This window comes from Nevskia soli DSM 19509, from assembly GCF_000711955.1.
In the GTDB taxonomy this organism is placed as follows: Bacteria; Pseudomonadota; Gammaproteobacteria; order Nevskiales; family Nevskiaceae; genus Nevskia; species Nevskia soli.
Genome location: NZ_JONR01000001.1, coordinates 98,961 through 118,635 on the forward strand (window position 1 = coordinate 98,961; position 19,675 = coordinate 118,635).

Annotated in this window: 16 protein-coding genes and 3 tRNA genes; 16 read left to right on the forward strand and 3 right to left on the reverse strand. The window is 62.5% G+C overall.

What is annotated here, in order from left to right:
- The first annotated feature begins 46 nt into the window (after nucleotides 1-46).
- From rraA to BP26_RS0100445, 12 genes are all read left to right on the forward strand, one after another.
- On the forward strand, nucleotides 47-529 hold the full coding sequence (rraA, locus tag BP26_RS0100390) for a ribonuclease E activity regulator RraA (RefSeq protein WP_029918602.1): 483 nt from the start codon (nucleotides 47-49) through the stop codon (nucleotides 527-529).
- Nucleotides 530-733: 204 nt separating this feature from the next.
- Nucleotides 734-2,074 carry an MATE family efflux transporter gene (locus tag BP26_RS0100395; RefSeq protein ID WP_036515739.1) on the forward strand — a complete coding sequence of 447 codons (1,341 nt, stop codon included), beginning with the start codon at nucleotides 734-736 and terminating at the stop codon, nucleotides 2,072-2,074.
- 264 nt (nucleotides 2,075-2,338) lie between these two features.
- A complete protein-coding gene (gene aceB, locus BP26_RS0100400) occupies nucleotides 2,339-3,922 on the forward strand; it encodes a malate synthase A (RefSeq protein WP_029918604.1) in 1,584 nt (527 codons plus the stop codon).
- Between the two features lie 115 nt (nucleotides 3,923-4,037).
- Entirely contained in the window at nucleotides 4,038-5,333 is a 1,296-nt protein-coding gene (gene aceA, locus BP26_RS0100405; protein WP_029918605.1) for an isocitrate lyase, read from the forward strand.
- Between the two features lie 236 nt (nucleotides 5,334-5,569).
- On the forward strand, nucleotides 5,570-5,920 hold the full coding sequence (locus tag BP26_RS0100410; RefSeq protein ID WP_211254781.1) for a hypothetical protein: 351 nt from the start codon (nucleotides 5,570-5,572) through the stop codon (nucleotides 5,918-5,920).
- A gap of 17 nt (nucleotides 5,921-5,937) precedes the next feature.
- Nucleotides 5,938-6,258 carry a hypothetical protein gene (locus BP26_RS26295; RefSeq protein ID WP_157572285.1) on the forward strand — a complete coding sequence of 107 codons (321 nt, stop codon included), beginning with the start codon at nucleotides 5,938-5,940 and terminating at the stop codon, nucleotides 6,256-6,258.
- Between the two features lie 173 nt (nucleotides 6,259-6,431).
- Nucleotides 6,432-7,466, forward strand: a complete 1,035-nt coding sequence (locus tag BP26_RS27200; protein WP_051747932.1) for an SRPBCC family protein — start codon at nucleotides 6,432-6,434, stop codon at nucleotides 7,464-7,466.
- Nucleotides 7,467-7,574: 108 nt separating this feature from the next.
- Nucleotides 7,575-9,392 (forward strand): excinuclease ABC subunit UvrC, encoded by a 1,818-nt coding sequence (gene uvrC / locus BP26_RS0100425; protein WP_029918608.1) that lies wholly within the window; start codon nucleotides 7,575-7,577, stop codon nucleotides 9,390-9,392.
- 117 nt (nucleotides 9,393-9,509) lie between these two features.
- Complete coding sequence (gene pgsA, locus BP26_RS0100430) at nucleotides 9,510-10,070, forward strand: CDP-diacylglycerol--glycerol-3-phosphate 3-phosphatidyltransferase (protein ID WP_029918609.1); 561 nt, start codon at nucleotides 9,510-9,512, stop codon at nucleotides 10,068-10,070.
- 81 nt (nucleotides 10,071-10,151) lie between these two features.
- A tRNA-Gly gene (locus BP26_RS0100435) sits at nucleotides 10,152-10,227 on the forward strand.
- Nucleotides 10,228-10,361: 134 nt separating this feature from the next.
- Nucleotides 10,362-10,435 (forward strand) — tRNA-Cys (locus BP26_RS0100440).
- Nucleotides 10,436-10,487: 52 nt separating this feature from the next.
- Nucleotides 10,488-10,574 (forward strand) — tRNA-Leu (locus BP26_RS0100445).
- 606 nt (nucleotides 10,575-11,180) lie between these two features.
- Here the strand turns inward: BP26_RS0100445 and BP26_RS0100450 are convergent.
- Nucleotides 11,181-12,662: an efflux transporter outer membrane subunit gene (locus tag BP26_RS0100450; protein ID WP_211254782.1), complete on the reverse strand. Its 1,482-nt coding sequence runs from the start codon at nucleotides 12,660-12,662 to the stop codon at nucleotides 11,181-11,183.
- A gap of 81 nt (nucleotides 12,663-12,743) precedes the next feature.
- On the opposite strand from BP26_RS0100450, the gene BP26_RS0100455 reads away from it, so the two are divergent.
- The 4 genes from BP26_RS0100455 (at nucleotide 12,744) to BP26_RS0100470 (ending at nucleotide 18,096) form a co-directional block, all read left to right on the forward strand.
- A complete protein-coding gene (locus BP26_RS0100455; RefSeq protein WP_211254783.1) occupies nucleotides 12,744-13,382 on the forward strand; it encodes a TetR/AcrR family transcriptional regulator in 639 nt (212 codons plus the stop codon).
- A gap of 71 nt (nucleotides 13,383-13,453) precedes the next feature.
- On the forward strand, nucleotides 13,454-14,545 hold the full coding sequence (locus BP26_RS0100460; protein ID WP_029918612.1) for an efflux RND transporter periplasmic adaptor subunit: 1,092 nt from the start codon (nucleotides 13,454-13,456) through the stop codon (nucleotides 14,543-14,545).
- The gene (locus BP26_RS0100465) at nucleotides 14,542-17,598 is read left to right on the forward strand and encodes an efflux RND transporter permease subunit (protein ID WP_029918613.1); all 3,057 of its coding nucleotides are present in this window, start codon (nucleotides 14,542-14,544) and stop codon (nucleotides 17,596-17,598) included. The genes BP26_RS0100460 and BP26_RS0100465 overlap by 4 nt, the downstream gene beginning before the upstream one ends.
- A gap of 81 nt (nucleotides 17,599-17,679) precedes the next feature.
- Nucleotides 17,680-18,096, forward strand: coding sequence for a hypothetical protein (locus BP26_RS0100470; protein WP_029918614.1), 417 nt, complete (start codon nucleotides 17,680-17,682; stop codon nucleotides 18,094-18,096).
- Between the two features lie 90 nt (nucleotides 18,097-18,186).
- On the opposite strand, the gene BP26_RS30985 is transcribed toward BP26_RS0100470, so the two are convergent.
- Nucleotides 18,187-18,390 carry a helix-turn-helix domain-containing protein gene (locus BP26_RS30985; RefSeq protein ID WP_084182659.1) on the reverse strand — a complete coding sequence of 68 codons (204 nt, stop codon included), beginning with the start codon at nucleotides 18,388-18,390 and terminating at the stop codon, nucleotides 18,187-18,189.
- A 65-nt stretch (nucleotides 18,391-18,455) separates the two neighbouring features.
- Entirely contained in the window at nucleotides 18,456-19,613 is a 1,158-nt protein-coding gene (locus BP26_RS0100475) for an epoxide hydrolase family protein (RefSeq protein ID WP_029918615.1), read from the reverse strand.
- Between the last annotated feature and the right edge of the window lie 62 nt (nucleotides 19,614-19,675).

Here is a 19,675-nt window from a genome sequence, read left to right on the forward strand (position 1 = left end):
CTAGCCACTAATCACTTATTTGCACTCTACCTCTCGGAGACTCCCGATGTCCCTCGCCACCACCGATCTTTCCGACGCCCATCCCGAAGCCCAGGTCTGCGAGCCCGAGTTCGGCGACTTCGGCGGCAACCTGGGTTTCCACGGCGTGATCAAGACGCTGAAGGTGTTCGAGGACAACACGCTGGTGCGCACCGCGCTGGAAGGCCCGGGCAAGGGCCATGTGCTGGTGATCGACGGCGGCGGCTCGCGGCGCTGCGCCCTGGTCGGCGGCAACCTGGGGGTGCTGGCGGTGAAGAACGGCTGGGCCGGCATCGTGGTTCACGGCTGCGTGCGCGATTCGGAAGAGCTGGCGGCGCAGGACCTGGGCATCAAGGCAATTGGGCTGCATCCGCGCAAGAGCGAGCGGGGGCTGCACTCGGGCCAGGTGGACAAGGTGGTGACGTTTGCCGGCGTAACCTTCACCCCCGGTGCCTGGTTGTATGCCGATGCCGACGGCATCGTGGTGTCGGAGCAACCGATCCACGGCTGAAGCCGGAGAGGGTTGGCGTCAGCCGGCGCAGTCCGGCTGCGGTGATCGCGGCTTCCGGATTCACCGGATAGCCAGGAGCGGGGCGGCGCATGCGTTGCGGCCGTCCCAAAGCAGTTGTCGCGGAGGGGGCGGGCGAGTAGCCTACGCCGCGTCCACTTTCCCCCCGGCTTCGATCCAATGAAAGACCTTACGCAAGGGCCCATCATGCGGCAGCTGCTGGGGCTGGTTGCCTTCATGATGGTCGGCATGGTGGTACAGACGCTGTACAGCCTGATCGACATCTACTGGGTCGGCCGGCTGGGCGCGGCGGCGCAGGCGGCGGTGACCCTGGCCAGCAATCTGATGATGGTGACCATGGCGCTGTCGCAGATGCTGGCGGTGGGCACCCGTGCGCTGGTGGCCCAGGCGGTGGGACGCAAGGACCACGAGGAGGCGCACCACATCTTCAACCAGGCGCTGGGTCTGGCCCTGGCGCTGTCGTTGCTGTTCGCCGCCGCGGCCTGGTTCGGACAGGGGCCCTACAGCCGCGCCTTCGCCGCCGATGCGCAGACCGCCGACTTTGCCCTGGCGTACATGGCCTGGTTCATCCCGTCGATGGCGTTGCAGTACCCGATGATGATCATGGGTTCGGCGCTCGGCGGCACCGGCAACATGAAGCCGGGCACGGTCGCGCAGATCGCCAGCGCGATTCTCAATATGATCCTGGCGCCGCTGCTGATCTTCGGCTGGCTTGGCCTGCCGCGGCTGGGCGTGGCGGGCGCTGGCCTCGCGACGTTCATTTCGGTGGTGGCCTCGGTGATCGGCCTGTGGCTGTATTTCCTGCGGCCGCAGACCTACCTGCGGCTGCGGCCGGGCGAATGGCTGCCGCAGGCGGCGACCATCTGGCGCATCGTCAGGATCGGCCTGCCGTCGGCGATGGAGTTCGCCCTGATGGTCTGTTACATGCTGTTCATCACGGCGGTGCTGCGGCCGTTCGGTGCCGCCGAACAGGCCGCTTTCGGCATCGGCCAGCGCCTGCTGCAGGCGGCGATGATGCCGGTGTTCTCGATCAGCTTCGCCGCTTCGGCGGTGGCCGGGCAGAACTACGGCGCGCGGCTGGGCCACCGGGTGCGGGAGACCTTCAGCGCCTCGCTCAAGCTGGGGCTGGCCTGCGCGCTGCCGCTGTTCGTGGTGGCGGAGGTGTTTCCCGCCGCGCTGGTGGGGGCATTTTCGTCGGAACCGGCGGTGCTGGCGGGCGGCACCGAGTTCCTGCGGGTCATCGCCTTCAACCTGATGGCGGTATCGGTGGCCTTCGCCAGCTTCGGCGTGCTGTCCGGCCTGGGCAACACGATTCCGACGCTGATCAGTTCGGCCACGCGTATCGCGCTGGTGGTGGGGCCGTCCTGGGTGCTGTCCTACCACGCCGGGTTCCGGCCGCTGTGGGTGTGGGTCATCTCGGTGGCGGCCACGGTGGTGCAGATGCTGATGAACTTGTATTTCCTGCGGCGAGAGCTGCACAAGCGCCTGGGGCCGGCGGGGCCCGCAGTGGTTATGGCGGCGTCCTGAATGCCCTGCTTCGGCCGGAGCGCGGGCGGCAGGCGGCTGTCGGGAAGGGGGCCGGAAGGGTTCCGGCGGAGCAGTTTCAGGCGGGCAATCTTCGCTTATGCCCGAAGCCGTGACACTTCGCAATGGCCGTCGTGACGGTGTGTATCGAATTTGTTGCATTGCAACGAGAAATGTGTTTGCGAGTATAATGCGCGCCTTTCGCGGCGTACCTTCACCCCAAGGGCGTCGTCAGAACGCGCGCCCAAGAACAGGCAGGAGTTTAGGATGAGCGTTAACAAGGGTATCGAAGTCATTGGTGCGCTGACCCCGGCGTACCGTAAGGTGCTTACGCCCGAAGCACTGAAGTTCGTCGCCAAGCTGGTGCGCAAGCACGGCCCGCGCCGCGAGCAGTTGATGGCGTTGCGCGTGGAGCGGCAGGCGAAGATCGACGCCGGCAAGCTGCCGAATTTTCTTCCGGAAACCAAGAAGATCCGCAGCGGCAAGTGGCGCATCAAGGGTATTCCGGCGGATCTGCAGGATCGCCGTGTCGAGATCACCGGTCCGGTGGACCGCAAGATGATCATCAATGCCCTGAATTCCGGCGCCAAGTGCTTCATGGCGGATTTCGAGGATTCGGCGGCGCCGACCTGGGAGTTGATGGTGCAGGGTCACATCAACCTGCGCGACGCGGTGCGCCGCACGATCAGCTTCAGCTCGCCGGAAGGCAAGGAATACAAGCTCAATCAGGAAATCGCCACGCTGATCGTGCGTCCGCGCGGCTGGCACCTGCTGGAAAAGCACGTGCTGGTCGACGGCAAGCCGATCCCCGGCGGCATCCTGGATTTCGCGCTGTACTTCTTCCATAACGCGAAGGAGCTGATCAAGCGCGGCAGCGGCCCGTATTTCTATCTGCCGAAGATGCAGTCGCATCTGGAAGCGCGGCTGTGGAACGCGATCTTCCTCGACGCGCAGAAGGAACTGGGCCTGCCCAAGGGCACGATCAAGGCCACGGTGCTGGTCGAGACGATCTGGGCCGCGTTCGAGATGGACGAGATCCTGTACGAGATGCGCGACCACATCGTGGCGCTCAACTGCGGCCGTTGGGATTACATCTTCAGCGTCATCAAGACCCTCAGGAACCGCACCGACTGGATGGTGCCGGATCGCCTGCAGGTGACGATGGACAAGCACTTCCTCGACAAGTATTCCAAGCTGCTGTGCGAGACCACGCACAAGCGCGGCGCGCAGGCGATGGGCGGCATGGCCGCCTTCATCCCGGTGAAGAACAACGAGGAACTGAACCAGCAGATCTTCGCCAAGGTGCGCATCGACAAGCTGCGCGAGGTGAAGAACGGCCACGACGGTACCTGGGTGGCGCATCCGGGCCTGGTGCAGGTGGCGCTGGATGTGTTCAACGAGAACATGCCGGAGCCGAACCAGGTTTCCAAGCAGTTCAAGTACGGCGTGAAGGCGTCCGACCTGCTGACCTGCCCGGAAGGGCAGATCACCGAGGCCGGCCTGCGCAACAACGTCAATGTCGGCATCGGCTACGTCGAATCCTGGCTCAACGGCAACGGCTGCGTGCCGCTGCACAACCTGATGGAAGACGCCGCCACGGCGGAAATCTCCCGTACCCAGGTGTGGCAGTGGCTGAAGCACGGCGCCACGCTGGCCGACGGCCGCAAGGTGAGTCGCGAGCTGGTGCTGCGCACCATCGACGAGGAAATGCAGGCCTATCGCAAGCAGCTCGGCGATGAGCGCTTCTACAAGGGCCGCTTCGCCGAGGCCGCCGGCATTTTCGCCCGTATGAGCACCGCCAGCGATTGCGTCGAGTTCCTGACGCTGCCGGCATACGAGTATCTGGACTGAAGGTGGGGAGGAATTCGGGAACGGGACTTGCTGTCTGAAACACGTTCCCGGAGCTTCCTCCCAACCCTTGATTCGTTTTTGACCATCGGGCTAAAGGCCCAAGAGGACCGCTGCAATGAGCCGTGACGAGCAAATCAAAGCCCTTGAGAAGGAATGGGCCACCAACCCCCGCTGGAAGAACGTCAAGCGCGGGTACACCGCCGCCGACGTGGTTCGCCTGCGCGGCTCCCTTCAGGTCGAATACACCCTGGCCCGCAACGGTGCCGAGAAGCTGTGGAATCTCGTCCACACCGAGCCCTACGTCAACTGCCTCGGCGCCCTCACCGGCGGCCAGGCCATGCAGCAGGTGAAGGCCGGCATCAAGGCCATCTACCTGTCCGGCTGGCAGGTTGCGGCGGACAACAACAGCTACTCGTCGATGTATCCCGACCAGTCGCTGTATCCGGTGGACTCGGTGCCGAAGGTGGTGGAGCGCATCAACAACAGCTTCACCCGCGCCGACGAAATCCAGTGGTCCAAGGGCATCGGCCCGGGCGACAAGGGCTATGTCGACTACTTCGCGCCGGTGGTGGCCGACGCCGAAGCCGGCTTCGGCGGCGTGCTGAACGCCTATGAGCTGACCAAGGCGATGATCCGCGCCGGCGCCGGCGGCGTGCATTTCGAGGACCAGCTGGCTTCGGTCAAGAAGTGCGGCCACATGGGCGGCAAGGTGCTGGTGCCGACCGCCGACGCGGTGCAGAAGCTGATTGCCGCGCGCATGGCCTCCGACGTCTACGGCGTGCCGACCGTGATCCTGGCCCGTACCGACGCCGAGGCCGCCGACCTGCTGACCAGCGACCACGACGCCAATGACAAGCCGTTCGTCACCGGCGAGCGTACCGCCGAAGGCTTCTACAAGACCAAGAAGGGTCTGGCCCAGGCCATCAGCCGCGGCATCGCCTACGCGCCCTACGCCGACATGGTGTGGTGCGAGACCGGCACGCCCGACCTGGACTTCGCGCGCAAGTTCGCCGAAGCGGTGCAGAAGGCTGTTCCGGGCACGATGCTGGCCTACAACTGCTCGCCGTCCTTCAACTGGAAGAAGAACCTGGACGATGCGACCATCGCCAAGTTCCAGCGCGAGCTGGGTGCGATGGGCTACAAGTACCAGTTCATCACCCTCGCTGGCATCCATTCCATGTGGTACAACATGTTCGACCTGGCGCAGGACTACGCCAAGCGCGGCATGACGGCCTATGTGGAAAAGGTGCAGGAGCCGGAGTTCGCCGCGCGCGATCGCGGTTACACCTTCGTCTCGCATCAGCAGGAAGTGGGCACCGGCTACTTCGACGACGTCACCACCGTGATCCAGGGCGGCGCGTCCAGCGTCACCGCGCTGACCGGCTCGACCGAAGAAGAGCAGTTCCACTAAAACCCGCGGTTCGGGTTGCTGCTGCAGCAGCGTAATGTGCAAAGGGGGTGTCCGTGAGGACACCCCCTTTTTTTGCGCGCTTGCCCCTGGCGATATCCGGTACTGGCGAGACCGCCGTCACGGTCCTTTCCCGGTGGCCGTGTTAGCTTGACCGCGCTGTGAAATGGGAGTTGCGGTGATGGCTGCGGTAAAGCGGCCGCCCGGTGACGTCTAAAAACCATCGAAGGGGAAATTGAATGCAGAACTTGTTGCGTCCGCGCAGGCGGACGCTGGCGGCGCTATGCGCCGGCCTCGCGCTGGCCGGGTGCGCTTCGGATCCGGTAATGGTGGCGCCAGCCGCCAAGGCCGGCTTCAGGAATCTGGGGCCGGCGGAAGGATCGGCCTGCGGTTCCTTGCTGATCATCGCCACGGCTTACAACTTCATTCCGGCGGGCCTCAACAGCCGCGTCGAACGCGCATATGCCAATGCACTGCAAAGCGTGCCGGGCGCTACGTCCCTGATCAACGTGAAGATGCAGGAGAACTGGTACTGGTTCGTTTTGGGAACCATGCGTTGTGTGACGATCACCGGGGAGGCCGTCAAGTGAGAATCCTGCGATCCGCAATGACAACGATGGTTTGCGCACTGGCACTGCTGGCCAGCGGCTGCTCGGGTGTTCCCGTGGACCTGGGCGACCGGACCGGCGTGGCCGTGCCCAGCGGCCCGTCCCGCGATATCAAGGCTGGCGCCTGCGGCTTCCAGCTCCTGCTGTTCATCCCGATCAGCGTGAATGGCCGTTTGCAGCGGGCCTATGCAGATCTTCAGGAGCAGGCCCACGGTGACTACATCACCGATGTCCGGGTGCAGGAGCGGTGGACTTACGGCTTCGTCGGCACGGGCTATTGCACCGAGCTCACCGCCAGGGCCATCGCCGCCCACAGCTGAGACATGGGGTCTCCAAGGGCGCCCTCCGGGGCGCTCTTTTTGTTTGTTTTCATGAAGTTTTTTGATTTCCCGAGACCGGGCGGGACGATGCACAGGAGACGGACGGCTATTGTTCCGCGTGGCGTCCCGCTATATGGTGTGTCGCAAACGACACAATAAGATAAGGGGGAGTCATGTTACGCAACATCGTCCTCGGCATTGCCTTACTCGTCGTGCTGTTCTTCGCGGTCGGATTCGTCCTGCCGGACCGGGTTCGCGTCGAGCGCAGCATCAAGATCGAGGCGCCCGATGCGCAGGTCTTCGCCCTGGTCAACGGTTTCCGCCAGTTCGATAAATGGTCTCCCTGGGCGGACAAGGATTCGCAGATGAAGGTGCAGATCAGCGGGCCTCCTTACGGTGTCGGCGCCCACTACGGGTGGAGCGGCAACAAGGATGTGGGTAGCGGAACGCAGGAAATCGTTGCCAGTACCAAAGACGCGCAGGTGAAAACCAAATTGACCTTTGCCGGCTTCGACCGGCCGGCGCTGGCGGTTTTCGACGTCGAGCAGTCGGGACCGATGACGCGGGTGGCCTGGAGCCTGGAGATCAATCTGGGCATGAATCCCATCGCCCATTATTTCGGCCTTTTGATGGACCGGCAGGTGGGGCCGGATTACGAACGCGGCCTGGCCCGGCTCAAGACCCTGGCGGAGGGCGGGGACAAGACCGACTTCTCGGCGCTGAAGGTGGATCTGGTGGACAACAAGGCGCTGCCCTATGCCTATGTTTCCGGCACCACCACCACGGACAGCGATGCCATCGCCAAGGCTTTGATGGCTGCATACGGGAAGGTCGGTGTTTTCATGAGTGCCGCGGGCCTGAAGCAGGCGGGCGCGCCGCTCGCGGTGAGCCGCCGCTGGGATATGCAGGCCAAGGTTTACGACTACGACGCCGGCATTCCGGTGGACCGCGGTGATGTCCAGGTGCCCGCAACCATCAACGGCAAGCCGAACGAGGCGAAGCTCGCGCAGACGTATGCGGGGGCGGCGCTCAAGGTGGAGTACCGTGGCGCCTACAAGGGCATGGGCAAGACCTACGAAATGATCGATGCCCTCAAGAAAGCCTATGTGCTGCAGGACAACGGGCCGTCGTGGGAGCAGTACGTCAGCGATCCCGGCAATACGCCGGAGACGCAGTTGCTGACCGAAATCTATGTGCCGGTGAAGTAGTCGGGGCCGGGAATCGGGAATGGAGAATCGGAGGTCGTAGAAACCGGGCGGCGCGCTTTTCGTGCGATTCCCCATTCCCGTTTCCCGGCTTGTATCCTTGTACCCCTGATGAACCAGCCGTCCCAGCCTTTCGATCCCCGTACGTTCCTGTCCCAGCTGACCACGCAGCCGGGCGTGTACCGCATGTACGACAAGTCCGACGAGCTGCTCTATGTCGGCAAGGCGCGCAATCTGCGCAAGCGCGTCGGCAGCTACTTCCTGCGCGCCAGCGGCAATCCGCGCATCGAGAGCATGGTGGGGCAGATCTGCCGTGTCGAGGTGACGCTGACCCACACCGAGGACGAGGCGTTGCTGCTGGAAGCGGCGCTGATCAAGGAGCAGACGCCGCGGTACAACGTTTCGCTGCGCGACGACAAGAGTTTTCCGTATGTGCGGATTACTGCGCATGCCTATCCGCGCATCGCTTTCTATCGCGGCGCCAAGACCGGGCCGGACCAGTATTTCGGACCCTATCCGAGCGCGGGCTCGGTGCGCGAAACCCTGCAGACGCTGCAGAAGCTGTTCCTGTTGCGGCCGTGCAACGACACCTTCTTTTCCAACCGGCGGCGGCCCTGTCTGCAGCATCAGATCAAGCGTTGCTCCGCGCCTTGTGTGAAGCTGATTTCCGAAGAGGATTATGCCCACGATGTGGCCAAGGCGGTGCGTCTGCTGGAAGGGCGGGGCGATGAGCTGGCGCATGAGCTGGGGGCGGAGATGGAGCAGGCTTCGGCGCAGCTCGAGTTCGAGCTGGCGGCGCGGCTGCGTGACCAGATTGCGGCGTTGAACCGGGTGCGGGAGCATCGCGCCATCACCGGTGGTGCGGAGCAGCTGGATGTGATCGCGGCGGCGCAGCATGTTTCGAACAGCTGCGTGGTGGTGGTGTCGGTGCGTGACGGCATCAATCTAGGCCACGGCAGTTTCTTCCCGCGGCATCCGCCGGGCATGGCGATGGACGAGCTGCTGTCCGGCTTCATCGCACAGTACTACCTGGAACGGCCTCCGCCGCCGGAACTGCTGGTGAGCGAACTGCCGGAAGATGCGGAGTGGCTGGAGGCTACGCTGTCGGCCAAGGCGGGGCGCAAGGTGCGCATTGCGCGGCCCGAGCGCGGCGTCAAGCAGCGGCTGATGGAGATGGCGGCGGGCACGGCGCAGCAGGCGCTGTCGACCCGCATGATGGAAGCGGCCAGCATGGATCAGCGGCTGCTCGAGCTGCAGCAGGCGCTGGACCTGGAGCAGCCGCCGCGGCGCATGGAATGCTTCGACATCAGCCATACCATGGGCGAGAAGGCGGTGGCTTCCTGCGTGGTGTTCAACGAGGAGGGACCGCTGAAGGCGGCGTACCGCAAATTCAACATCGAGGGCATCACGCCTGGCGACGACTATGCGGCGATCAAGCAGGCGGTGGCGCGGCGCTATGCGCGCATCAAGGGCGGGGAGGTGCAGCGTCCCGATGTGCTGTTCATCGATGGCGGCAAGGGGCAGCTGGGCGCGGCGATGGAGGCCCTGGGCGAGCTGGAGATCGAGAATCTGCGGGTGGTCGCCATCGCCAAGGGTCCGACGCGCCGGCCGGGCCTGGAGCAGCTGATCCTGCCGGAGCAGGAGCAGCCGCTGGTGCTGGCGCCGGATTCGCCGGCCCTGCACCTGATCCAGCGCATCCGCGACGAGGCGCACCGCTTCGCCATCACCGGCCACCGGGCGAGGCGCGAGAAGGCGCGGCTGACGTCGGGGCTGGAGGTGATCGAGGGGCTGGGGCCGGCGCGTCGCCGCGCCCTGCTGAAGACGCTCGGTGGCCTGCCGCAGGTGAAGCGTGCGGGTGTCGACGAGCTGGCGCGGGTCGAGGGGATCAGCCGCACGCTGGCGGAGCGGATTTACGCGCATTTTCATTGAAAAGGCGTTTGCCAGTTACCAGCTTGGAGTTTCCGGGGAAGCTCGCGGCGGGGTTGTCCGGGGCAGCCTGATGAAGAAAGACTGGAAACTGGCAAGCGGAAACCGGAAACTGTAGCCATGCGGCTGAATACTCCCACCATCCTCACCCTGGGCCGCGTCGCGGTGATCCCCCTTGTGCTGGCCCTGTTCTATGTGGACTGGCCGCCGGCCCGCCATGTCGCGGCCCTGCTGTTCATCGCGGCGGCCTTGACCGACTGGCTGGACGGCTACCTGGCGCGGCTGTGGAACCAGACCAGCGGCTTCGGCGCCTTCCTCGATCCGGTGGCGGACAAGCTGCTGGTGGCGGTGGCCCTGGTGATGCTGTTGCGCGATGATCCGCGCAGCGTCATGGGGGTGCTGGTGGCGGTGATCATCGGCCGCGAAATCACCATTTCCGCCCTGCGCGAGTGGCTGTCCGAGCTGGGCCAGCGCGGCCGTGTGGCGGTGGGGCTGCTGGGCAAGCTGAAGACGGTGGCGCAGATGACGGCGATCAGCCTGATGCTGTGGCAGACGCCGCTGGGGCCGATCCCGGTTTACGACATTGGCTATGTGCTGCTGTTCCTGGCGTCGGCTTTGACCATCTGGTCCATGATCCAGTATTTAAGAGCGGCCTGGCCGGTGATGCGGGATAGTCCGTAACGGCCAATCGTGCGCGTTTGGCGGAATAGCGAAAAATGCTTGCCTGAGGCGCTGTCGATCCCTACAATACGCAACTCGCAAGCGGGAATAGCTCAGTTGGTAGAGCGCAACCTTGCCAAGGTTGAGGTCGCGAGTTCGAATCTCGTTTCCCGCTCCAACGATTTGATCTGGAAAAACCTCGTTCTCGACGAGGTTTTTTCGTATTAGCGGTTCATATTCAGGTTTTCCCACTTGTTTTTACGGGAATCCGGCCGCAGTAACCTTGCTGGAGTAAAATCCCAGCGTCGCATCGGCTCGATGGCAGAGTGGTTATGCAGGGGACTGCAAATCCCCGTACGTCGGTTCAATTCCGGCTCGAGCCTCCATCTTCTACAATCCCCTCACCGCCCGCTGCCGCGTTCGCGGTTTTTCGCGCCGGCCCGAATGGCGAAATCGGTAGACGCACGGGACTTAAAATCCCCCGGCCGCAAGGCCATCCCGGTTCGAGTCCGGGTTCGGGCACCAAGCTGTTTTTCTTCGGGAATTCGACTTTACTCCACCTGCCGGAGCGCGCTTGCCGATAGGCGCATGGGACTAAAAGTCCCCTGCGTTTATAAATCACTTGTTCCTTCACCGGCTTGTAAAGCTCAATTTTCAAATAGGTCTTGCACACTCTTATCACGTTCCGCTAAAGAGTCTTCAGCTGTGGTGGCTACGTTCCCTTCGGAGCGCTAACGCCAACGTGCTGCTCGTTCGGGCGGCACTCCACCGGCGTCATCGGTCCAGATGACGCGAATCGTCTCTCAGCAGGAATTCGCCGTGATGTCCGGTGCAGCCACAAAGCGGATGTCTACTCGATTTCTGTCGGCGCCCGGAACGTGCTGCCAAAAGGAGACGGTGGGAGCTCGTGCAAAATGAATGGCCGCTCCTGGCAGGCTCGGTCATTCGCGCGGTCGCAACCGGCGCCGAAGCCGTCAGTCAAACTTGTGGAGCATCTCGAAATCTCGGAATGTCCGCTTCCAATTCGCGTCGGCAATGAACACGTTTGCAAGCGCCCACCAAAGCAGCCCCCCTATAAACTTCAGATATCGGAACGGGGCTCAGGGCATACGTCAATGTACTGCCTGAAGTCTACCGAAGCGCGGCGATCTTCACCTCCGTAACGTCATCGCCCCACCCACCCCCAAGCGCCCGGAACGAAGCAATTGCTGCATGCGCTGCTGCCGATTGTGCGAGGATTCTTTCATCCTGCGTGCGCTGCAAGCGTGCCTGCGCGTCCAAGACATCCACAAGGCTGAGTGCGCCGTTGTGATAGCCGGCAGATGCCGAATCCTGCGCCCGGGCCAGTGATGCTTCTCCCGCACTGAGCGTCTCGATCTGTGCTTCATGCTTGACCAGAGCGGAGAACGCATTTTCCACTTCTGCAGTGGCCTCCAGTACGGTAAGACGGTAAGCGGCGAGCGCTTCGGCGTTTTTGCCCTTCGCCGATTTCACCTCTGCATCCACTTGACCGAAATCGAACAGGCGCCAGCGCAGACCCGCGATGCCTTGGGCGAGATTGGCGTCCGAGCTCAGAAGGTTGCCGGCAACGGTAGTCGAAGATCCAATCAGCCCGGTCAGGGATATCTTGGGATAATACCCCGAGATCGCTTCGCCAATACGCGCATTGGAAGCCGCCAACCGACGTTCGGCCGCGATGATATCCGGTCGCCGCCGCAGAAGGCTGGTCGGACCGTCAGCGGTTTGCACGGCCGGCGCATGCGGAATCGCACCAGGATTCTCCAGCTCCGCGCGGTAAGTGCCGGGTGCGCTCCCCATCAGCACATCGAGTGAATTGAGGGCCGAGTTCAGGTCCGTCTCAAGTCCGGGAATCGCCGACGCAACGTCGGCCGACTGTCCCTCGGCCTGGCGCAACTGGAATTCGGAGGCTACGCCTCGGGAATACTGAAGCCGCACCAGATCGACCAGTTTCTGCTGCGTACGAGCCTGTCCTTGGGCAAGGTCGATCCGAGCTTGCAGAGTGCGGACGAGTACATAGGTGTCAGCCGCTTCAGCCACAACCGTCAGTTGAGTGGCAGCGCGCGCGGCATCGCTGGCTTGGTATTCTGCTTCAGCCGCCTCCCGGGTTCGGCGCAAGCCGCCGAACAGATCGATTTCCCAGCTTGCACCGATTCCTAGATCGTAAAGTCCGCCGTTGCGATTGAAACCTGGCGATGCGCTTTCCACCCGACCCAGTTGATCCTCGAGTGATTGGTGCGCACGAGCCGCATCAGCGGTAACCCGGCCGCTCGGCAGCAATGCGGACAATGCCGCCTTTGTGCCGGCGCGCGCCTGACTGACACGAGCTACGGCCTGGGCGAGATCAAGGTTCTGCGCCAGGGCGCGCGAAACGACGAGATTCAGTTCCGGATCATTGAACCCGGTCCACCAGGTCGATAGCGGCGGAGGCGCAACGGCCCCCGTACGTTGCTCCATGGCAGCGGACCCATGAAAATCATGCGCCAAGGTTTCCACGGGCGGACGGTAGTCTGGCCCTACCGCGCATGCGGCGGTAACAACAGCGGCGACAATGGTTAAGAGCAATCGACCCTTGCGAAGAATGGTTGGCGGCACATCAAGCCCTCCTGAATATAGTTACGATTATGCGAAAGTGTTACTATTTGTCAACACATGTGGAAATTCGTAACCTAAGATATGAGCGAACACACAGATCAAGAACTGACGCAGATGCAGCCACCTGGCCAGCGCGGCCCGGTGGAACACGAACGGCGTGATCAGATCATCAAGGCGGCGGACCAGCACTTCCGCCTTTACGGGTACAACAAGACTTCCGTTGCGGATTTGGCGAAGGCAATCGGCGTGTCCAGCGCCTATGTCTATCGATTCTTCGAATCGAAGCAGGCAATCGGCGAAGCAGTTTGCGGCATGGTTTTGGGGCAAATCGCCACGGCGCTTCGAGACATCGCAGCCGACAGGAAGCCGGCGGCCCAACGCTTGAGACTGGTGTTCAAGTGCCTTGTAGATCAGGGGCTTGAATTGTTTTTCAACGAGCGCAAGCTGCACGATATCGTAGTCGTCTCCGTGGCAGGCCAGTGGCACTCGATCCAGGAATACGAGGAGGCTCTCCTCGCTGTGGTCAAGACCATCGTCACCGATGGCCGGGAGGCTGGCGAGTTTGAGCGTAAAACTCCGTTCGACGAAGTCACCCGGGCTATTTCGGAAGTGCTCTCGCCTTTTGCACATCCCATCCTGCTGGAGCAGAAATCCCCCGAGGATCTCAAAGAAAACGCGATAGCGGTCAGCAACTTGGTGCTCCGTAGCCTGGCACCCTGAAGAAATGGCATTAGTTACAAGTTGACGTTTATGTAACTTGTAACTAATATGGGCTCATCAAGGAGTCCGCCATGTCATTTCCCGAGTTGAAGTTGCCCGTTGTCGTCGCAATGAGCTCCGTCCTGTTCGCTGCCTGCGGCAAGTCGCCTGAAGCGGACCCACGTCTGGATGTGCCGCTGGTGAGCGTTGCCGTAGTCCATGCGGACGGGCAGCAAGCGCAGGCGTTTACCGGCATCGTTGCGGCCCGGGTGCAGAGCGACCTGGGATTTCGTGTCGCCGGCAAGATCACGCAGCGCCTGGTTGATGTGGGGCAGCACGTGCAACGCGGACAGCCACTGATGCGGCTCGATCCGAACGATCTGCATCTTGGCGCCACGGCTCAACGCAATACCGTGGAATCAGCGCGCGCGAACGCGGTCCGCGCAGAGGCTGACTTGGTCCGTTTGAACGGACTTGTGGAGCAAGGCGCCATTTCCGCACAGGCCTTTGATCGAGCCAAGGCCGAGGCGGACAGCGCAAGAGCTCAACTAGCGGCTGCCGAGCAGCAAGCCGGAATCGCGCTTAACGCCGACAACTATTCCGTGCTTGCGGCCGACTTCGATGGGGTTGTTGTCAGTACCCGAGGTGAGCCCGGTCAAGTGGTGGCAGCCGGGCAGACTGTTCTCCAATTGGCCAAGGACGATCCGCGGGAAGCCGCAGTAAATCTGCCCGAAGCAGTCCGCCTGCCGCTGGGTGCCATGGGCAAAGCAGTTCTTTATGGTGTCGATGCGCAATCCGTGCCGGTGCGCCTGCGCGAGCTATCCGAATCGGCCGATCCCTTGACACGCACATTTCCCGCCCGATTCGTCCTGCAGGGTGCCGCCGAAAATGCCCCGCTCGGCATGACGGTGACCGTGTATCTGTCCACGGCGGAGACCGATCAAAGCGTCGAAGTGCCAATCGGAGCGCTCTACGATTCCGGTCATGGCCCGGGTGTCTGGATGCTGGACGCCAAGCGCGAATCCGTTTCATTCCATCACGTGACAATCGGCCGTCTCGGCGAGGAGACGGCCGTGGTCACAGGCGGGCTGAATCCAGGCCAGCACATCGTGGCGCTGGGCGCACACCTCCTGCATGAAGGGGAGCGGGTGCGGGCCATCGGCGTTTCGGGTAACGCGCCGTGAGCGGCTTCAATCTTTCCGCACTCGCGGTCCGCGAGCGTGCGATCACCTTGTTCCTGCTGGTGGCGATCGTTGCGGCGGGGATATTCTCATTCGCCGAACTGGGGCGAGCCGAGGACCCTGCATTCACCATCAAGGTGCTTACGGTGACGGCTGTCTGGCCCGGCGCCACGGCACAGGAAATGCAGGACCTGGTCGCCGAGCCACTCGAAAAGCGGATGCAGGAACTGCGCTGGTACGACCACGTCGAAACCTTCACGCGTCCCGGCCTGGCGGTGATGATGCTGACATTGCAGGATAAAATCCCGCCCGCCGAGGTGCCGGAGCAGTTCTACCAGGCGCGCAAGAAATTGGGCGACGAAGCGCACAAGCTGCCGGCCGGCGCGCTCGGACCGTTCATCAACGATGAATATTCCGACGTGACCTTTGCGGTGTACGCGCTGAAGTCTCCGGGTATGCCGCCTCGCCAATTGGTGCGCCAGGCCGAGAGCTTGCGCCAACGGCTGCTGCATGTTGCGGGAGTCAAGAAGGTCGACATCCTGGGCGAGCGGCCGGAAAAAATCTTCGTTGAATTTTCCTACGCGCGCCTCGCGACGCTGGGTATCGGTGCGCGCGATATTTTCGACGCGCTGCAACGGCAGAACATGGTCACGCCCGCCGGTTCAGTCGATACCAATGGCCCACAGGTATTCGTGCGGCTCGATGGCGCCTATGACGACGTGCAGAAAATTCGTGATACACCGATCGTGGCCGGCGGCCGCGCGTTGAAACTTTCCGATGTGGCCGACGTCAAGCGCGGCTACGAAGATCCCGCCACCTTCCTGATTCGCCACAACGGCGAGCCGGCACTCGTGCTTGGCGTCGTCATGCAAGACGGCTGGAATGGCCTTGACCTCGGCAAGTCTCTGGACTCAGAGGAAAGGAAAATCGCCACCGAATTGCCGGTCGGTCTGACCTTCACCAAGATCTCGGACCAGGCTGTCAATATCCGCGAGGCGGTCGACGAGTTCATGCTCAAATTCTTCGTCGCGCTTGGCGTAGTGATGGTGGTAAGCCTGCTGAGCCTTGGCTGGCGCGTCGGCATTGTCGTCGCGGCAGCGGTGCCGCTTACGCTCGCGGCGGTACTCGTTATCATGACGATCACGGGCCGTGTGTTCGATCGCATCACCTTGGGCGCACTGATCCTGGCGCTCGGACTGCTGGTCGATGATGCGATCATCGCGATTGAGATGATGGTAGTGAAGCTGGAGGAGGGGCTGGAACGGACCAAGGCCGCTGCCTATGCCTGGAGCCATACGGCAGCACCGATGCTGTCAGGCACGCTGGTGACCATCATCGGTCTCATGCCGGTGGGCTTCGGAAAATCGACGGCAGGCGAGTACGCCGGCAATATTTTCTGGATCGTCGGTTACGCGCTGATCACCTCGTGGATCGTCGCAGTTGTGTTCACTCCTTATTTGGGAGTGAAGCTGCTGCCTGACATCAAACCCGCCCCCGGTGGGCACGCGGCGATCTATGCGACACCACGCTATGCGCGTTTCCGCCGGTTGGTCGCATGGGCAGTGGCGCACAAGTTTATCGTTGCTGGCACCGTGGTCGGACTGTTTCTGCTGGCCGGTATCGGTATGAGCGTCGTCAAGCAGCAGTTCTTCCCTAGTTCCGACCGGCCGGAATTGCTGGTCGAAGTGCAAATGCCGGAAGGAACCAGTATAGAAAGCACCACGGCCGCCGCGATCAAAGTCGAGCAGTGGGTGAAGACGCAACCTGAAGCCAAGATCGTCACAGCCTATATCGGGGCCGGCCCACCGCGCTTTTTCCTGGGTTACAACCCCGAGTTGCCGGACCCTTCGTTCGCCAAGCTCATCGTGCTCACGCCGGATGCCCAAGCGCGCGAGCGGCTCAAAGGGCGTCTGCGTGCGCGCATTGAAGACCGGCTGGCACCGGAAGCACGCGTGCGCGTAACCCAGCTGATCTTCGGACCGCCATCGCCGTTTCCGGTCGCATTCCGGGTGATGGGGCCGGACGCGAATCAGCTTCGTGCGATTGCAGGTGAAGTGCAGGAGACGATGCGCTCCAATCCTCACATGCGCCAGGTCAATCAGGACTGGGGCGACCGTGCGCCGGCCGTTCACTTTGCCCTGGATCAGAACCGCTTGCGCCTGATCGGACTGTCGTCGAATGACGTGGCCGAACAGTTGCAGTTTCTGCTCACCGGCGCCCCCGTGACGCAAGTCCGTGAGGATATTCGCACCGTGGACGTGGTCGCGCGTAGCGCCGGACCAGAGCGACTCGATCCCGCCAAGCTCGGCCAACTCACGCTGACGAGCAAAGACGGCCGCCTGATTCCGGTTTCCCAGCTTGGCCATATCGAGGTCGAGCCGGAGGACCCGATCCTGCGGCGGCGCGACCGCACACCCACGATTGTGGTGCGCGGAGACATCGACGAGTCCTTGCAGCCACCGCAGGTTTCATTGGAAGTGCAGAAGGCGCTGGAGCCACTGATCGCGCGTCTGCCGGATGGATATCGTATCGAAATGGGGGGCGACATCGAGGAATCCGGAAAAGCCAATCGTGCTTTGGCGCCGGTGTTTCCGATCATGCTCGGGTTGACATTGCTGGTCATCATTTTGCAGGTCCGGTCTTTTTCGGCAATGACGATGGTGATCCTGACTGCGCCTCTGGGCCTGATCGGAGCGGTCCCCGCGCTCCTGATGTTTCATCAGCCCTTCGGATTCAATGCGATTCTCGGATTGATCGGCCTGTCGGGAATCCTGATGCGCAACACGCTGATTCTGATCGGTCAGATTCATGCCAATCAAGAGGCCGGTCTTGATATTTATCAGGCCGTTGTGGAGGCGACAGTACAACGCGCCCGGCCCGTGATTCTCACGGCATTTGCGGCCGTACTGGCATTCATCCCGCTCACCACGTCGGTATTTTGGGGCTCGATGGCCGTGACACTAATCGGTGGTACTGCGGGTGGAACGGTGTTGATTCTGGTGTTCCTGCCGGCGATGTATTCCATCTGGTATCGCGTTGAACCTGCTCCAAGATGAATTGGAGTGCGACTGCCCACCGCGATGGACCAATAGTCAGTGACAGCATTAATGCGGTACGTTTTCTTCAGGAGCAATCCCATGGACTTCACCAGGCATCCCACTTCGATCGTCCGTTCCGCAGCCACAGCTGGGGGTGCTCCCGCGGCGGCACTCAAGGCGCTGACTCCCAGCGCCATGCTCCTCGCCGCAGCGGCTATGGCCGCCGCCATCCCCGGAACGGCTCTTGCCAGCGCCCCCGCGGCCGCCGACCTTTTTGTTGCCAAAGTGATGGTGACGCAGAGAGGCGATGCCGTATCCCGCAACGCGCCGGCCCCCGCTAAAGGCCGCACGGCGGAGGATTCCCCCCAGGACCCATTTGTCGAGCAGGTTCTGAAAGGGCACTGGGAACGCGTCCCCGCAGATGCTCCTGCCAACCCGGTCGTCGGCACGGCTGCCGGGAACCAAGCCGCTTGGCCCAACCTCAGCTTCCTAGTTGGAGCGAATTCGATGCGCTAAGTGCGTGACCTGTATCCAGTATCTACAGCCGCAGATTTCCCTCTTTAGCCACAACCCATGACTGCAGTGCATCGATTGTTCTTTATGAAATCAGGCTAAGTGCCTGCGGTAAGTTCTGGGCGAGCATGCGGTCCAGCGTTTGAAAGCATGGCTGAAGTTGCTGAGCTCGGCGTACCCTGGCAAGTTCCCGATCTCGGTCAGGGACAGGTGAGCCTGGGCCAGGTAATGCAGTGCAAGATCACGACGGGTCCCCGAAGCGTCCCATCGGCACGTCCGCAAGATAGCGTCGCTCATCCAGCGCGAATCGTTGCGCGATGTCGTGCAAAGCCGCGTGCGTGGCGTTATGCCAAGAGGTCGTCTCAGCGTAATTGGGTGAAGGTTGCGCGGATGTCGGCGACAAGGATGTCCGGCTGTTCGAGGGCGAAGAAGTGTCCGCCTTCGCTCGGTTCGTTGAAGTAGACGATGTTGGCGTAGCGGCGTTCGAGCTGACGCCGGGACTTCCGGACGGCCTCCTTGGGGGGCATGGTGAAGCCGACCGGGGTGCGGATTGGATCGTCTATGCGAGCGGGTGATGACCAGTCCGACTGAACCATCTCCCAGTAGAGACGGGCTGCACTGGCGCCGGAGTTCGGTAGCCAGTAGAGCATGATGTCGTCGAGCATCTCGTCATAGGTGAACGAAGCCTCGGCATCGCCAGGGGTGCCGCACGTGTCCTGGAACATGGCGTAGATCCAAGCGGCCAAACCGATCGGTGAGTCCGCGAGGGAGTAGCCGATTGTCTGCGGCCGAGTTTGCTGCTCCTTCGCGTAACCGGAGAGTTCGTCCCAGAAGTGCTTCGCGTCGCGGAGTGCTTCCCGCTCGGCGGGAGTCGCGTTCTCGATTTCGTCAGGGGTCGGCGGGAACATCGCGAAGTTCAGGTGAGAACCGATGAAGCCGGCGGGTTGCAGCTTTGCAATCTCGTCGGTGACGGCGCAGCCGAGATCACCTCCCTGAGCACCCCACCGCTCGTAGCCGAGGCGTTGCATCAGCTCGACCCACGCACGGGCGATACGAGGGATATTCCAGCCGACCTCGGATGGCTTGGCGGAGAACCCGAATCCGGGAAGGACGGGGATCACCAGGTGGAAGGCGCTGCGAGGGTCGGCACCGTAGAAAGCCGGGTCGCTGAGCGGGCCGATCACCTTCCGGAACTCCAGCACCGAGCCTGGCCAGCCGTGGGTAAGCACGAGTGGGAGCGCGTCGGGCTCGGGCGAGCGAATGTGCAGGAAATCGATGGGAAGTCGGTCGATCGTTGTCCGATGGATGCCCCAGCCGTTGAGTTCGGACTCGACTCGACGCCAGTCGTAGCCGTTTGCCCAATAGTCTGCGAGTGCGCGGAGCTTGGCGGGCACGGGTCCCTGGCTAATGTCGTCCACAGTGGCGCCATCCGGCCAGCGAATGCGCGCAAGGCGGTTACGCAGGTCCTGCAGTTGTTCCTCGGGAACAGCAATGGTCTTGGCTTCGATTGCGGTGCTCATTCGGCTTGGCTCTCTTTCGTGCTTTGCTTCTGTCCTGTTCATGCTAACATGTACGAAACGGT